The sequence below is a fragment of the Izhakiella australiensis genome, from assembly GCF_002006995.1.
Classification (GTDB): Bacteria; Pseudomonadota; Gammaproteobacteria; order Enterobacterales; family Enterobacteriaceae; genus Izhakiella; species Izhakiella australiensis.
The window spans coordinates 33,698-49,405 of sequence record NZ_MRUL01000018.1; the positions used below are offsets into that span (position 1 = coordinate 33,698).

General features: G+C 56.3%; 14 protein-coding genes and 1 pseudogene. 4 read left to right on the forward strand and 11 right to left on the reverse strand.

Features of this window, described 5'->3' with window-relative positions; translation table 11 throughout:
- Positions 1 to 18: 18 nt before the first annotated feature.
- Positions 19 to 771 (reverse strand): 16S rRNA (guanine(1516)-N(2))-methyltransferase RsmJ, encoded by a 753-nt coding sequence (gene rsmJ, locus BTJ39_RS19405; protein WP_078004370.1) that lies wholly within the window; start codon positions 769 to 771, stop codon positions 19 to 21.
- Entirely contained in the window at positions 768 to 2,822 is a 2,055-nt protein-coding gene (prlC, locus tag BTJ39_RS19410; protein WP_078004371.1) for an oligopeptidase A, read from the reverse strand. The genes rsmJ and prlC overlap by 4 nt, the downstream gene beginning before the upstream one ends.
- Positions 2,823 to 3,061: 239 nt before the next feature.
- Here prlC and BTJ39_RS19415 point away from each other — a divergent pair, with 239 nt between their 5' ends.
- Positions 3,062 to 3,904: a 23S rRNA (adenine(2030)-N(6))-methyltransferase RlmJ gene (locus tag BTJ39_RS19415; protein ID WP_078004410.1), complete on the forward strand. Its 843-nt coding sequence runs from the start codon at positions 3,062 to 3,064 to the stop codon at positions 3,902 to 3,904.
- Here the strand turns inward: BTJ39_RS19415 and rnz are convergent, their stop codons facing one another.
- Positions 3,905 to 4,816 (reverse strand): ribonuclease Z, encoded by a 912-nt coding sequence (rnz, locus tag BTJ39_RS19420; RefSeq protein WP_078004372.1) that lies wholly within the window; start codon positions 4,814 to 4,816, stop codon positions 3,905 to 3,907.
- 185 nt (positions 4,817 to 5,001) lie between these two features.
- Here rnz and gorA point away from each other — a divergent pair, with 185 nt between their 5' ends.
- Positions 5,002 to 6,354 carry a glutathione-disulfide reductase gene (gorA, locus tag BTJ39_RS19425; RefSeq protein WP_078004373.1) on the forward strand — a complete coding sequence of 451 codons (1,353 nt, stop codon included), beginning with the start codon at positions 5,002 to 5,004 and terminating at the stop codon, positions 6,352 to 6,354.
- A gap of 118 nt (positions 6,355 to 6,472) precedes the next feature.
- On the opposite strand, the gene BTJ39_RS19430 is transcribed toward gorA, so the two are convergent.
- The 8 genes and pseudogenes from BTJ39_RS19430 to BTJ39_RS19460 all read right to left on the reverse strand — a co-directional run bounded on the left by BTJ39_RS19430 (position 6,473) and on the right by BTJ39_RS19460 (position 12,575).
- Positions 6,473 to 7,603, reverse strand: coding sequence for a hypothetical protein (locus tag BTJ39_RS19430; protein WP_139356387.1), 1,131 nt, complete (start codon positions 7,601 to 7,603; stop codon positions 6,473 to 6,475).
- A gap of 91 nt (positions 7,604 to 7,694) precedes the next feature.
- A pseudogene (locus tag BTJ39_RS25195) lies at positions 7,695 to 7,805 on the reverse strand (deoxygluconate dehydrogenase); the annotation flags it as partial.
- A 105-nt stretch (positions 7,806 to 7,910) separates the two neighbouring features.
- The gene (locus BTJ39_RS19435) at positions 7,911 to 8,942 is read right to left on the reverse strand and encodes a LacI family DNA-binding transcriptional regulator (RefSeq protein ID WP_078004375.1); all 1,032 of its coding nucleotides are present in this window, start codon (positions 8,940 to 8,942) and stop codon (positions 7,911 to 7,913) included.
- A gap of 12 nt (positions 8,943 to 8,954) precedes the next feature.
- Positions 8,955 to 9,821 (reverse strand): PTS system mannose/fructose/sorbose family transporter subunit IID, encoded by an 867-nt coding sequence (locus tag BTJ39_RS19440; RefSeq protein ID WP_078004376.1) that lies wholly within the window; start codon positions 9,819 to 9,821, stop codon positions 8,955 to 8,957.
- Positions 9,821 to 10,618, reverse strand: a complete 798-nt coding sequence (locus BTJ39_RS19445) for a PTS mannose/fructose/sorbose/N-acetylgalactosamine transporter subunit IIC (RefSeq protein ID WP_078004377.1) — start codon at positions 10,616 to 10,618, stop codon at positions 9,821 to 9,823. The genes BTJ39_RS19440 and BTJ39_RS19445 overlap by 1 nt, the downstream gene beginning before the upstream one ends.
- A gap of 4 nt (positions 10,619 to 10,622) precedes the next feature.
- The gene (locus tag BTJ39_RS19450; protein ID WP_078004378.1) at positions 10,623 to 11,120 is read right to left on the reverse strand and encodes a PTS sugar transporter subunit IIB; all 498 of its coding nucleotides are present in this window, start codon (positions 11,118 to 11,120) and stop codon (positions 10,623 to 10,625) included.
- A gap of 1 nt (position 11,121) precedes the next feature.
- Positions 11,122 to 11,538 carry a PTS sugar transporter subunit IIA gene (locus BTJ39_RS19455; RefSeq protein WP_078004379.1) on the reverse strand — a complete coding sequence of 139 codons (417 nt, stop codon included), beginning with the start codon at positions 11,536 to 11,538 and terminating at the stop codon, positions 11,122 to 11,124.
- On the reverse strand, positions 11,535 to 12,575 hold the full coding sequence (locus tag BTJ39_RS19460; RefSeq protein WP_241825950.1) for a mannitol dehydrogenase family protein: 1,041 nt from the start codon (positions 12,573 to 12,575) through the stop codon (positions 11,535 to 11,537). The genes BTJ39_RS19455 and BTJ39_RS19460 overlap by 4 nt, the downstream gene beginning before the upstream one ends.
- Positions 12,576 to 12,816: 241 nt before the next feature.
- Between BTJ39_RS19460 and BTJ39_RS19465 the strand changes: the two genes are divergently transcribed.
- Both BTJ39_RS19465 and BTJ39_RS19470 read left to right on the forward strand, forming a co-directional pair.
- On the forward strand, positions 12,817 to 14,571 hold the full coding sequence (locus BTJ39_RS19465; RefSeq protein WP_078004380.1) for a class I mannose-6-phosphate isomerase: 1,755 nt from the start codon (positions 12,817 to 12,819) through the stop codon (positions 14,569 to 14,571).
- Positions 14,568 to 15,695 carry an AGE family epimerase/isomerase gene (locus BTJ39_RS19470; RefSeq protein ID WP_241825951.1) on the forward strand — a complete coding sequence of 376 codons (1,128 nt, stop codon included), beginning with the start codon at positions 14,568 to 14,570 and terminating at the stop codon, positions 15,693 to 15,695. The genes BTJ39_RS19465 and BTJ39_RS19470 overlap by 4 nt, the downstream gene beginning before the upstream one ends.
- The last annotated feature ends 13 nt before the right edge of the window (positions 15,696 to 15,708 follow it).

Genomic DNA, 15,708 nt, shown 5'->3' on the forward strand with positions numbered 1-15,708 from the left:
GCAAGCAGGGCCTTTTTATCAGGACGTTAGCGGTGGATAAATATCAAAGCGATGGCTTTTAGTGACCACCGCTGAACGGGTTGCGACTTCCGCCAGTGGCGGCGCGTAGTCAGGACGCTTCACCACCACCCTTTTCGTCGCCAGTCGTCGCGCCGGCAGCAGCAGGCCATCGGCGTCCAGATCTGCGCCGACTAAGGTCTGAAAAACGCGCATCTCTTTCTTGACCAGCGCGCTTTTCTGGCGATAGGGATACATCGGATCGAGATAAACCACTGCCGGACGCGGACTCAGCTCGTCGAGGGCCGCCAGGCTTGAGGCGTGCAGCAGCGTCAGGCGTTCGCGCAGCCAGACGCCGATTTCCGCGTCCTGATAGCCGCGCTGCAGGCCGTCATCCAACAGCGCCGCCACCACCGGATGGCGTTCCAGCATTCTGACCCGGCAGCCGATGGCGGCCAGTACAAACGCATCGCGTCCCAACCCGGCGGTGGCATCGACCACATCAGGCAAATAACTGCCTTTAACGCCCACCGCTTTGGCTACGGCCTCGCCCCGGCCGCCGCCAAAACGGCGTCGGTGGGCGAGCGCGCCGGCGACAAAGTCGACGCGGATCCCGCCGAGCTTCGGCTCATCCTGCTTACGCAACTCAAGGCCAGCGGGCGTCATCGCCAGCGCCATCAGCCGGTTTTCATCCTGCTCCAGCCCCCAGCGCGCGGCCAAAACAGACAGGGCGCCGTCACCGGCGCCCATTTCATCGATCAGGCAGATTTTCACGCCGCGGAGGCTTCCTGAATGCCGTAGTGTTTCAACATGGCGTCAAGCTGCGGCTCGCGGCCACGGAAGCGTTTAAACAGCGCCATCGGCTCTTCGGAACCACCGCGAGTCAGGATGCTATCGAGGAACGCCTGGCCGGTAGCGCGGTTGAAAATACCGTCTTCTTCAAAGCGCGAATACGCATCCGCAGCCAGCACGTCGGCCCACAGATAGCTGTAATATCCCGCTGCGTAGCCGCCGGCGAAGATATGGCTGAAAGCGTGTGGGAAACGGCCCCAGGACGGGCCTGGCACCACGGCCACCTGCTTTTTAATCTCGGCCAGGGTCTCGAGAATGCGCGCGCCGTTTGCCGGGTTGAACTCGGCATGCAAACGGAAATCGAACATGCCGAACTCCAGCTGGCGCAGGATAAACAAGGCCGCCTGATAGTTCTTCGCCGCCAGCATCTTATCCAGCAGCGACTTCGGCAGCGGTTCGCCGGTTTCATAGTGACCGGAGATAAACGCCAGCGCTTCAGGCTCCCAGCACCAGTTTTCCATAAACTGGCTTGGCAATTCGACGGCGTCCCACGGCACACCGCTAATACCGGAAACGCCCGGCACGTCTATCTTCGTCAGCATGTGATGCAGACCATGGCCGAACTCATGGAACAGCGTGGTCACTTCATCATGGGTGAACAGCGCTGGTTTGCCACTGACCGGGCGGTTAAAGTTGCAGGTCAGGTAGGCAACGGGCTTCTGGAGCGAACCGTCCGCTTTACGCATCTGGCCAACACAATCATCCATCCAGGCGCCGCCGCGCTTATGTTCGCGGGCATAAAGATCCAGATAAAAGCTGCCGCGCAGCTCGCCGCTTTCATCAAACAGATCGAAAAAGCGCACGTCAGGATGATACACATCGACGTCTTTGCGCTCTTTCGCGCTGATGCCGTAAATACGTTTTACCACTTCAAACAGACCGTTAACCGCGCGCTCTTCCGGGAAATAAGGCCGCAGCTGCTCGTCGCTGATGGTATACAAATGCTGCTTTTGCTTCTCGCCGTAATAGGTCAGATCCCAGGGTTGCAGCTCATCAACGCCGAACTGTTTTTTGGCAAACGCACGTAGCTGCGCCAGCTCCTTTTCCGCCTGCGGACGGGCGCGTTTCGCCAGATCGCCGAGAAATTCCAGCACCTGCGCCGGACTTTGCGCCATTTTGGTCGCCAGCGATTTATCTGCATAGGAGTCAAAGCCCAACAGCTGGGCCAGCTCGTGACGCAGCGCCAGCTCTTCGGCCATCACCTCGCTGTTATCCCACTTACCGGCGTTCGGCCCCTGATCGGAGGCGCGGGTAGAATAGGCGCGGTACATTTCTTCGCGCAGCGCGGCGTTATCGCAGTAAGTCATCACGGGCAGATAGCTGGGGATATCCAGCGTCAACAGCCAGCCCGGCTGCTGTTTGGCCTCAGCCTGCGCTTTGGCGGCCGCTAATGCGCTTTCCGGCATGCCTGCCAGCGCGCTTTCGTCGCTAATCAGCTTGCTCCAGCCCATGGTGGCATCAAGCACGTTGTTGCTGTACTTCGATCCCAGCTCGGAGAGGCGGGCGGCAATTTCGCCGTAGCGCTTTTGTTTCTCTTTAGAGAGGCCGATACCGGACAGCTCAAAATCACGCAGGGCGTTATCCACCGCTTTCTTTTGCGCCAGCGTCAGCGAATCGTAGCTACCGTTGTCTTTCAGATTACGATAAGCCTGATACAGGCCTTCATGCTGGCCGACCCAGGTGCCATATTCTGACAGCAGCGGCAGCACCTGTTCGTAGACTTCGCGCAGTTCGGGGCTGTTTTTAACCGAATTCAGGTGACTGACCGGCGAAAACAGCCGGCTGAGACGGTCGTCCACTTCCGCCAGCGGCTGTACCAGATTATCCCAGCTCCAGGGCGCGCCCTGCGCTACCGCTTTTTCAACTGCGGCGCGGCAGTCGTCCAGTGCCTGCTGCACGGCGGGAACCACGTGTTCAGGCTTAATGGCGGAGAAAGGCGGAAGGGTGAAATTACTCAGAAGCGGATTCGTCATAGCACGGTCCTTTTTATCGTGTATGGGAGGCAGCTGTGCTGCGCGCGATAACCAGTAACATGGGGCCAAACGTAATAGAAATCAATGCCTGTCACCGCCGGCAGGGCATTTCCGCGGCTAACAGGTTATACTGACGCCAACCTTGTCGCAGAAACGGAGTGATGACGGCCTACGGGTACGTTGTCATCAATCTTATCAACGCGGCATTCACGCTTTTCCCATCGGATAAATCTTCAGACATGCTTAGCTATCGCCACAGTTTTCACGCCGGCAACCACGCCGATGTCCTCAAGCACACCGTTCAGAGCCTGATAATCGAAGGGCTAAAAGAGAAAGAGAAACCGTTTCTCTATCTTGATACCCACGCGGGAGCCGGACGTTACCAGCTGAGCGGTGAGCACGCCGAGCGTACCGGAGAATATCTTGAGGGCATTGCCCGCATCTGGCAGCAGGATGACTTGCCGGAGCTGCTGAAGCCTTACATCGGTGCGGTACGCGCCTTTAATCAGGGCAGCACGCTGCGTTTTTACCCCGGTTCGCCGCTGATCGCCCGCCACCTGCTGCGTAGCGACGATAAGCTACATCTGACCGAACTGCACTCCAGCGATTTCCCGCTGCTGCGCAATGAGTTTCAGAAAGAGAGCCGCGCCCGGGTTGAGCGGGCCGACGGCTACCAGCAGCTAAAATCCCGCTTGCCGCCGCCGTCGCGTCGCGGGCTGATCCTCATTGACCCGCCCTATGAGCTGAAAAGCGATTATCACGCCGTGGTCAGCGGCATTCACGAAGGCTACAAGCGTTTTGCCACCGGGGTATTCGCCCTTTGGTATCCGGTGGTGTTGCGTCAGCAGGTGAAAAGGATGTGCAACGAGCTGCAAGCTACCGGTATTCGCCGCATTTTGCAGATAGAGCTGGCGGTTCGCCCCGACAGCGATCAGCGTGGCATGACCGCTTCCGGCATGCTGGTGGTCAATCCGCCCTGGCGGCTGGAACAGCAGATGAAATCGCTGTTACCCTGGCTGCATGAAAAGCTGGTACCTGCCGGCATCGGTCACACCAGCGTCAGCTGGCTGGTGCCGGAGTGATCACAGATTAAACAGCGAAAAATCATGGGCCATCTCCGTTGCCGGAAAAATGGCCCGGCACTCCGCCAGCAGGCGCGGGCACGCTTCGCGCTGATAGCGTGAGCTGAGATGGGTAATAATCAGCCGCCGCGCGCCAGCCTGCTGCGCGACGCGCGCCGCCTGCACGGTAGAGGAGTGACCGCGGCTATTCGCCTTTTGCTCCATTGCCGCCTCCAGCGTGGCCTCATGCACCATCAGATCCGCCTCCTTCGCTAGCATTAACCCTGCATCGGTGGGCGAGGTATCGCCGAAAATCGTCAGCGTTTTGCCCTTTATTGCCGGCTGCACGTAATCCCAGCCGTTAATAATCCGTCCGTCCGCCAGAGTAACCTGCCGCCCCTGTTTGAGATCGTAAAACCAGGGACCGCGCGGCACGCCATCGGCAGTAAGCCGGTCAGCGTCCAGTGCGCCGGGCTTATCTTTTTGTTCAATGCGATAGCCATAGCATTCAACAGGATGGTTCATCGGTGCGGCGATAACCCGGTGGCTGTGGTCCTCGCAAACCGTTCCGGCGCCGACCTCAACAATCTCCATGGGAAAAGAGACCCATGAACCGCTAAGCGAGAGTGTCGTTTCAACAAAGTGCCGGATCCCTGGGGGGCCGTACAGGGTTAAAGGGCCTTTGCTATCGCTCATTGAGCGGCTGGTAAGAAAGCCAGGCAGGCCAAAAATATGATCGCCGTGTAAATGGGTAATAAAGATCTTCTCGATCCGTCCGGGTTTGATCGCGGTGCGCAGGATCTGATGCTGGGTGCCCTCGCCGCAATCAAACAACCAGCTAACCGGTCGCTCCGACAGGTTCAGGGCGATGCTGGTGACGTTACGCTCCCGGCTGGGCATGCCCGCGCCGGTGCCAAGAAATTGAAGTTGCATGCCATCTCCCAGGTTGCCAACTGCGCTGAGTGTAACGTTTTTACCGGCCTTTGCCACAGGCGGAAATGCCGCTGCCCTTCCCCTATTGCAATCATTGGTGCAAACTTTACGGAATCGCCGACGCAGGCGTTACACTTAGGGCCATTATTATCAGGCCAACCTCATTTACCAGATGGAACGCTTTAATGACCAGACATTATGATTATCTCGCCATTGGTGGCGGCAGCGGAGGAATCGCATCGATTAACCGTGCCGCCATGTACGGACAGAAATGCGCGCTGATTGAAGCAAAAGATCTTGGCGGCACCTGCGTAAACGTTGGCTGCGTGCCGAAAAAAGTGATGTGGCACGCTGCGCAAATCGCCGAGGCTATTAAAAATTACGGGCCGGATTATGGCTTTGACGCCACCGTTAATCAGTTTAACTGGGATACGCTGGTTAAAAACCGCAGCGCCTATATTGACCGCATCCACACCTCGTATGACAACGTACTGGGTAAAAATAACGTGGACGTTATTCGCGGCTTCGCGCGCTTTGTCGATGCCCATACCGTCGAGGTCAACGGCGAGAAAATTAGCGCCGACCATATTTTGATCGCCACCGGCGGACGACCGACGCACCCGACTATCCCAGGCGCGGAGTATGGTATTGATTCCGATGGTTTCTTTGAACTGAATGCGCTGCCGAAGCGTTCGGCTGTGGTCGGTGCCGGCTATATCGCCGTGGAAATTGCCGGGGTGCTTAACGCGCTGGGTTCAGAAACGCACCTGTTTGTACGCAAGCATTCGCCGCTGCGCAGCTTCGACCCGCTGCTGTCAGAAACGCTGGTTGAAGTGATGAACGCTGAAGGCCCGACGCTGCACACCAACGCGGTGCCGAAAGCGGTGAGCAAAAACGCCGATGGCAGCCTGACGCTGACGCTGGAAAACGGCCAGCAGCAGACCGTTGACTGCCTGATCTGGGCCATCGGCCGTGAGCCGTCTACCGATAACCTGAATATTGAAGCCGCCGGCGTCGCCCGCGATGAAAAAGGCTACATCCCGGTCGATAAGTTCCAGAATACTAACGTTGCTGGCATCTACGCCGTTGGCGATAACACCGGTAACGTCGAGCTGACGCCGGTCGCCGTCGCCGCCGGCCGTCGCCTCTCCGAGCGCCTGTTTAACAACAAGCCGGATGAGCATCTGGATTACAGTAACGTACCAACCGTGGTGTTTAGCCATCCGCCAATCGGCACCGTCGGCCTGACCGAACCGCAGGCGCGCGAAAAGTACGGCGACCAGAATGTGAAGGTGTATAAATCCGCGTTTACCGCCATGTACACCGCCGTTACCCAGCATCGCCAGCCCTGCCGTATGAAGTTGGTATGCGCAGGTGAAGAGGAAAAAATCGTCGGCATTCACGGCATTGGTTACGGCATGGACGAAATGCTACAGGGCTTCGCCGTCGCGTTAAAAATGGGCGCCACTAAGCAGGACTTTGATAACACCGTCGCCATTCACCCGACCGGTTCGGAAGAGTTTGTTACCATGAGGTAACGCTGAAGACGCCAGCGTGACAGATAAACGGCCCTGAGGGCCGTTTTTTTTGCGACGATTGCGCCTGAACCTGTATTTTCCTGGTTATGCCGCGCCAATCGGTCCGCGTTGGTTCAGGCTACGGCCTGAAGCCAGCACCTGCCGGTGGTGGTGGAGGCAACGGAATGCCGTTAGCATCACGCGGTAAGTTAGCGGCTGCCCTGGCGCTCTTCTCAGCCTGGGAGCGCGCTTCGGCGGCGGCCTGTGCTTTTTCATCTGCTTCCGCTTTGCGTGCTGTCGCGACCCTCAACGCTTCTTTTTCTTCCGCCGCCTGGCGTAAGGGCGCTGAGCTGACGTACTCGGCCTGTGCTTTGCGCAGGGCCTGCTGCCACGGTTTCAGCTCTTCATCAGCACGGTGATTATTCATCGCCCGGTTGGCTAATTGCTCCCGTTTAGACAGGATGTCAGCGAAAATACTCGCAGGCAGCTTGATAGTTACCAGGCTATCGCTCTTCCTGGTCTCTACGGCGACAGTCTGGCTGGCAGCATCCCGATAGCTTTTTAGCGTACCCGGCGGCGGTGGAGGCGGGGGCGGCATTGGAATACCGCTTTTATCCAGCGTTAAATTAGCGACGGCGGCGGCAGCGTTTTCGGCTATCTCTTTCGCTGCCGCCGCCAGTCGTGCCGCAGCCTGCGCTTCAGCGGCACAGGCTGCGGCAACCCTTTCATTCTCTTTTTTTTCCGCAGCGATTCGCGCCGGCTCCGCGAGTTTGAATGCCTCTCGCTGGCGGGCAAGCTCCTGTTGCCAGGGCTTGAGGGGGCTACCGGCCTCCTTTGATCCCGTTCCATCTGCGTTTTTCTGCGCCCGGGCTGTTGAATTATCAGCAGGTAACGTCAGCGACATGGTTATATTCGCCGTTACCTGAGCCCTTTTGCTAAGCTGCGCTTTTAGCTCGTCAATAATGGCCGCCTGGCAATCTTTAATCGACTTATCCTGGTCCGGAGAGCCACGCTGCTTTACTGGCGGCTCAGACACAACGCTGTACGAGCCGGTTAGATTAACGTCGTTTCTGTGGCTATTGTCTGGCTGGCTGCCAGACCGTTTGCCGCCTGGCAGTGACGCTGTCGGCCCGTCCAGACAATCGTCTGAATTGGCGACCTTCACCAGATGGTTAGTAAAAGTGACTGATATCTCAGCCTTTTGTAACTGTACGGCGCAATCTTCTGGTACTGAACCCTGGAAGCTCACAAAACTATCAATTTTAAGCACGCTAACTACCTCTTTTTTTGAGGCGTCATTTTCTTCTCTGCCAGCGCGCTGAACTTTCAAAAAAAGATTAAATTTTTAAATACGGCCGGTTTTTAGCAACGCCGCCTTCAGCCGCGATGATGCGACAGGTTTGCCGGGTATCAGCATGCCGCCGCGCGCAGACATCCACCTCAATCCCCTCCCGCACCGACCAGATAGCCAGAGCCTGACCAAATCCACGGCCTTAGCCGGTAATAACGGCTGTTGTAGCTCTCATTTAGTGATGAGCCTATGTTGACTCAGGTGATGCAACGGCCCTTCCTCTACCTCACCGGGCGTGACTGCTATCGACATCACCGTGGGATGACGCCCGCCAGTGAATATGCGCATGCAGCAGGGTAACGCTCGGCGGCTCCTGCGGCTTTTCCAGCCGGGCCAGCAGCCGGTCGACAATATGTTCGGCCAACACGGCAATCTGCACTTCGGCGGTGGTCAGCGACGGTAGCCAGCCTTCGGCGTCGCTCAGACCGTCAAAGCCGGTTACCGCAATCTCGCCGCCGACCGTTTTACCCATATAGTGCAGGGCGTTCATGGCGCCAAACGCCACAATATCCTGATAGCAAACCAGCGCCGTAACGTCGCTGGTTTGTTGAAAAAGCTGCATCACTGCCGCTGAACCGGCACTCATACTGGATGAGCAGTACAAAATGTGCGCATCATTCCAGCTAATCCCCGCATCCTCATGAGCATCTTTCCAGCCCTGCAAACGCTGGCGGCGCAGCCGGGAGCTTTGGCTGCCGCCGATAAACGCCAGCTGCCGGTGTCCATCGGCGATCAGCTGGCGGGTGAGATCGTAGGCCGCCTGATAGTTATCGATGCCAATAAAGTCACTTTCATGACTGCCGACCGGGCGCAAAAAGGTAATCGTTGGGCTTAAATCATGCCAGGCGGCGAGATGCTCCCCGCTGGTATCCCAGGTCGGACATAGCAGAACCGCCAGCGCGTTATGGCGCTGCATAAGGTGCAGATAACTTTGCTGGCTTTCGAGGTTTTCATCGGAGCAGGCAAGGATGGTCGCGTAGCCTTTTTTTGCCAGCTGACGATTAATTTTAGCGATCAGTTCGGTGTAATAAGGGTTGCTCAGGTCGTGAATAACCAGGCCAATGATATTGGATTTATTGCTGCGCAGCGTCGCGGCGTTTTCATTGTAGGTATAATTAAGCGCGCTAATGGCCTCTAAAACCCGCTGGCGGGTTCGCGTCGATACCTTGCCAGACCTGTTGCCGATTACGTTGGAAACCGTAGCTGACGAGACTTTCGCCAGTGCCGCAACATCGGCCACCGTTGCGCGCTTTGCCATGCCTTTACTCCATCAGAAGATGCCTATGAACGCGCCGACACCGGACACAGCGAGGGTAACCAACATCGTTTTAACCACGGATAACCTGAACCTTGTTAGCAGCATCCAGACGCCGAGAACGGCCAGTAACGGTAGCAAATGGGGGAAAATACCGTCAAGAATATTCTGCGCGTTAATGTTTACCTTACCGGAGTTAAACGTTAACGGCGTCGACAGCGTAATATAAGTTGAGGCGATACCACCAATCACCGTCACGCCAATAATAGACATACATTCACGTAACTTATTCGCGTTGTCGCTGACAAACAGATCGACTGCTTTTACCCCCATGCGATAGCCCGAATGGAAAACGCGATAGCTCAGGCCGACAATCAGTAAGTTAAACGCCAGAATATAAAAAATCGGCCCCAGCACCGAACCGCCCTGCGATAGCGAAATCGCAATGCTCAATAGCACCGGGATCAGCGTCCCCTGGATTGACGAATCGCCAATACCTGCCAGCGGTCCCATCAGCGAGTTTTTAATCGTCTGAATGGTATTCGCATCGATAGGCTCGCCGCGCGCGCGCTGTTCCTCCATGCCAATAACAATGCCGGGGATCATCGCGCCGAGCTGCGGCTCAGTATTGAAATAGGCTACGTGGGGGGTTAATACTTCGGCCTGGCGGGCTTTATCATCGGGGTAAAACTTTTCCACGGCCGGCATCAGAGACTTAACAAAACCGTGCCCTTCCATGCGGTCATAAGACGCCACGGTAATATTATGCATCGCCCAGTTTAGCCAGCTTTTTCTTAAGATTGCAGCATCAAGCATGACGGGCTTATTTTCAGCCTGCCCATGATTTCCGCTGACGTCATCAATATTATTATGCTGTGACATTAGAATTCATCCTCAGAATCACTGACGGTGGAGGTTTGCTTAACCGGTTTATATTTGTAATGAATTAACGCTAACAGCAGGCTGATAATGACCAGGGCTATCATATTAACTTTCATAAATACCACGCAGACAAATCCAAACAGGAAATAGATCAGCATGGTTTTCTCAATAATCGCCTGACGCATTAGCATGGCAATACCCACCGCGGGCAGCACGCCGCCAAATACGCTGACAACGTGCATTAACGATGCCGGCATCAGGTTAACCAGCAGCTCAATGTATTTCGGACCATACAGGCAGGCAAAAAATACCGGAAAAAAGCGCACAATAAAGTTGCTGATCTGCGGAAACCAAATCGCATTGCGCTGCCAGGCGGCTTTATTCTGCGATGCCAGCGCCCGGTCAGCGCGGGTATTCCAGTAGACGTTAGACAGCATGGTAAAGTTAAAAATGATCGTTCCGGCGACGCCAATCGTCGCCGCCAGCGTTACCGCAACCCTGGCATCCTGCCCGGAGAGGATCGCCAGCGGCAGTGCCAGCCAGGCGACAAAGTTAAGATCCTGCGGCATCGCGTTGCCGGGAGAGACGAAGGCGATATACACCGTCTGCACCGCAACGCCGATAATAATCGCGTGTCCGACATCACCGACGATAAGCCCGGTAATAAAGGCCGCGACCAGCGGTCGTGACAGCGTGTACCAGCCGCCAGTCAGGCCGAGCAGCCAGGGCGTGGTTAGCGCGCCAAGGTAACAACCAATACCAATCAGCGCCGCCTGGAAAACGTTAATTTCAATCATCGCATCACCCGGCTAATTTTTTCGCCACGCTTTCCCAGCTTACCGCAACGGTATCCGGCAGCAGGCGAAACTCAATGGAAAACCCCAGCCCGGCGAGCTGCCGGAACGCCGGGATCTCTTCAGGAACGATACTTTGTCCTTTATTGACAGCAATGGCGTCCGCCCGCTTTGACAACGGGCCAACGTTAACCTTACTGCGGGCTTTCAGCAGCTGTGGGATCTGCCCGGCAAGACGGTTCAGCGCCGAAGCGCTGCGAACCACCACGTAATATTGCTTCTGCGATTCAATAACTTTGGGCAATTTTTCCGTGGCTTCGCTAATGGAAAACACCCAGGTTTTTACCGAAGGCAAAATAGACAACAGCACTTTCTTTTGTATCTCGTTCGCGGCCGCATCATCGTCGACCACCACGATACCGTCGCAGGGGCTGGAGCCGATCCAACTGGCGGCCATCTGCCCGTGGATCAGCCGATCATCAATACGTAAAAAGGAAATGGCCATATCAAAAATCGTCCTCCGTCGCGGTCACTTCCTGAAACCTGGCGATAGCGCTGCGCCCGGTTTCAATGACCTGATGGGTTAGCTCGTCGAGCGAATCGTCGGCCTGCTCCAGCGCGGTCAGCACCATTGGGAAATTAGCGCCGGAAAGCACAGCGATATCCGGCAGTTCAAGCGCCAGCTGCACGCTGAGGTTATAGGGCGTCCCGGCTGGCATATCGGTAAGAATTAAGATCTGCTGGCCGCCATCGCTTCGGAGGCGATTAACTAGCCCGGTAAGCGCGGCCTTAAAGGGGGCAATGCCTTCTTCCTGTGACAGCATCAGCGTATAAAAATGCGTCTGCGGGCCGACCACCATCTCGACGCTGTCTTTCATGCCGGGGGCGGACAAACCGTGTGCGGCAAAAATTATCGCGGTCATAAAGCGTTCCCAAGTTTGCTAACGATTTCAGCGTTATCAATATTTTTTAGCGCCTGCGCACAGGCCTGCGCGCTGTCTGGCTGCTGGCTTGCCCAGCTGGTAATTAATTGATTAAGAAAGGGGATAGCGGCATCAATATTTATCCCACGCTGCTGCAACTGGATAAGAGGGTAAATAAAGCGTTCTGTCGGGCGGATTTTTTCCAGAAAGTTACGCGCAACGCTTGCCAGATCGCGCTTAATCGCCCCATTACTCAAATGTCGGCGATGCATTTGCGCCATGCGCTCAAGGTAGGCATCGTCCAGCCCGCACTCCAGCTGCAACCCGCGTTTCATTAATTGCATATAGTCCGAGATTGCGGCATTGATGCGCTCGTCCGCCGCCGCCTCAAACAGATAATGAAAGCCTGCAGCCGCGCCAAGAAAGGCGATGCCATCAGCATAGGTATTCACCAGAATGCGCTTTTCCTGGAAGCGGTGCTCAATATGCGGGGTGGTTTCAAATTTATCCGGTACCACTGCGCCCGCCAGCGCCTGCACGCAAACGGAGCCCCAGCTCTCGGTTTCCACCCGCAGCGAATCCGGCCAGCGGGCGGCGCAGATGCGATCCACCATGCAGTCCGGCAGATGCCAGCCCTGTGGGTTTATCCCCGCCTGCACCATTTGCGCGGCAAAGAAATCGCCGCTGTACTCAATGTTTTCACAGCAAATAACGCTCGACGGCGCGATGCCTTTTAACCGCGCCGCCACGTGATGCAGATTTTCTTTGCGCACCGAGGTGGTAATCACGCTGGCCTGCTTAAGCCAGTCGTCCAGGCGTTCATCCCGCGCGTACGCCACATCCGCTAACGCAATATGCTGAATTTCGCTGGTGTCGGTCAGTAAAATATCGTAGCCGCCATGCTGTCTGAGGCTGTCAATCAGCGCCCGATCGTTATCAACAGCAACCACCCGGTAGCCACTTTGGCATAAAAACGGAATAACCAATCCTCTCCCTAACGCGCCAGCGCCGAAATGAACTGCGAGTGGCTTCATCATCGTAACTCCATAGTGAATTAACGAAAGGTTATTCGATTTACCTTTTTTCTGTCTAATAAACAAACATCATTTTCTGATAGCGATCACGAATTTGTGATGCGCTTAAAATTCGATCGAAATTAATTATTTTAATATCAATTAATTAATATTAATGTCGTTTTTTACCCTCTTTCTTTGCGATTTTTTTTGGTCTACCTTTTAATCAATTTAAAGGTTAATCGATTAACTTACGGAGTGAAGAATGGGCTACCTGAAACATCCGGCGAACTATGACAAATTTCCGACAGTCAACGTCCAGGGTCGCGGCGAAACCTGCCGGGGCTGGCAGGATATAGCCGGGAAAATCGTGGCGGCCCTGGCCGGCGCTGACGGCAAATGCGTGGTCATTGACTGCTATCCGGGCGTTGATAAAGCAGCCATCCGTCAGGCCCTGAGTGGCGTTGCCGAATTATCCGCGGCCCGCTGGCTGGATGCCGATGATTGCTATCTGCGCGACAGCGCGTTAGATAATCGCCTGGCGGACACGCTAACCGACGATCGGGTTTTTGGCGTGATGAGCTGCGCCCGGCTGAGCGATTACCTGCTGCCTGAGGCCGTTGCAGCGTTGCAGCATGCGCTCTCGGACGACAGTGAAACGCGGATTGTTATCGGCACCGGCGCCGCGCTGTTAGCCCAGGGCGATCTGCTGATTTATGCCGACTATCCCCGTTGGCAGCGCCAGCTTGACTGGCGAGCAGGCGCCAGCAACTGGCTGACAGTAAACCCGCAGGAAGACATTTTGCGTAAGTACAAACGTGGCTTCTTCTGGGAGTGGCGCATCGCCGACCGCCATAAGCGCACGCTATTTGACCCGCTGGATTTTTATCTCGATACCCTGTCCCAGCCGGTCACAATGGTTGATAACGCAGCCTTCCACGCCGGGCTTGATGCCTGCCTGAAGACCCCTTTTCGCCTCAACCCGTTCTTTGATCCCGGCGTCTGGGGTGGCAAATGGATGGAAGAGGTCTGCGATCTGCCGCCGACCGCGAAAAATTACGCCTGGTGCTTTGACGGCGTGCCGGAAGAAAACAGCCTGACGCTGCGCTATAACGGCACCACGCTAACCATGCCCGCCATCAATCTGGTGCTGGCGCGTCCAGCGGGCCTGCTGGGAGAGCGCAACTATGCGCGCTTCGGCGCGGAGTTCCCCATTCGTTTTGACTTTCTGGATACCATGGGTGGCGGCAACCTCAGCCTGCAGGTACATCCGTCCACCGATTATATCCAGCAGCACTTTGGCATGCATTACACCCAGGATGAAAGCTATTACATTCTGGATGCCGGAGAGGATGCCAGCGTCTGGCTCGGTTTCCGCACCGGCGTTGGTAAACAGCAGCTGGTGGAAGCGATTGAAGCGGCCCAGCAAAGCGGCGAGCTGGCGGCGGAAAAATACGTCAATTGCTTTCCGGTGAAAAAGCACGACCACGTGCTGATCCCCGCCGGAACGGTACACTGCTCCGGCAAAAATGCCATGATCCTTGAGATCTCTGCCACGCCCTACATTTTCACATTTAAGCTCTGGGACTGGGGCCGGCTGGGGCTGGATAATAAACCGCGCCCGGTTCACCTTGATCATGGCCGCCGGGTGATGCTGGCAGAACGCGATACCGACTGGTGCCGCGAGCAGCTGATTCATCGCGTGGTGCCCGGTGAGAAAGCCGCGGGGTGGCGCAGTGAACGTACCGGCCTGCATGAGCTGGAGTTTATCGATACCCACCGCTACTGGATAACACAATCGGCGGAGATAGATACCGGCGGCGAATTCCAGATGCTCAACCTGGTTGAGGGTCAGCAGGCCGTGATCGAAAGCCCGGATGAACGCTTCCCCCCCTTTCCTATCCACTATGCCGAAACGGTGATTATTCCGGCCGCCCTCGGACGCTATCGTATCCGCTGCCAGCAGCCGCAGGAAATTGGCATTATCGTGGCAAGCGTGCGTCAGGCGGGGGTGGCATGATGCTGACCAGCGCCCGTCAGTTTGTCGACTGGATGCAGCAAACGGCCCTGCCGCGCTTTCTGCATCAGGGAGTGATAAGCCTGGCCGACGGCACGCGTTGCTTCGCCGAGTCATTACCCAACGTCACGCCGGTTATTCGCAGCCGCGTGCAAAATCGCCAGCTGTATGTTTACGCCCACGCGACCCGCAGCGGCTGGCTGGATGCCGGTAACACGCTGTCTAAGGTGCTGGAGCACGGGCTGGCGCCCTTTCGCGATGCCGCTGGAATTTTTTACTTTTCCAACGCCGATGATGAAAACGCCCGCCAGCAAAACGCCTACGAACAGGCATTTGCTCTGCTGGCGCTCAGCGAGCTGTTTGCGCTGACCGGCGAGTCCCGCTTTCTTCAACGGGCGCACCGGATTCACGACTGGATGCAGCAGCATCTTGCGCTGGCTGAGGGCGGCTATGCGCTAAACGCCCGGCGTCCGCCCTTACTCAGCCAGAATCCTAATATGCATCTGTTTGAAGCCATGATCGGCTGGTGGCAATTGACGGGCGACAAGCGCTGGGAACAGGAGGCTCATCGCCTGTTTACCCTGTTTCACCAGCATCTATTTGATACGCAGCGCCAGTGCCTGATGGAGTTTTTCGCTGCCGGCTGGCGACCCGATTTGCCACAATCACAGCACCTTGATCCCGGCCATCACCATGAATGGACCTGGCTTTTATACCAGTATCAAACCATCGCCGGCGTCGATACCCGGCCATGGCGGTCAGCGCTGCAGCGCTTCGCCATAAGCTACGGCGAAAATAAAACCAGCGGCGCGGTGATGAATGAAATTAACGCTGACGGTACGGCTTATCGCGCTGAATGTCGCCTGTGGTGCCAGACTGAACGTCTGAAGGCCGATGTCGTCGCCTGCCTGGAGACCGAAGATAGTGCCGCGCCTGAACGGCTTGAGCATCACTGCGAACAGCTGATGGCACATTATGTAACCGGTGAGACCGGGCGACCCTATTGTGACGAGATAAACGCGCACGGCCAACGCTCAGCGCAGCCCGCGCCGGCATCGACGCTGTATCACCTGTATGTTGCCGCACGCCAGGTTGAGCGATTACTGCCGTCATCAGACGCTAAGTAAAAACGTGGAGGCT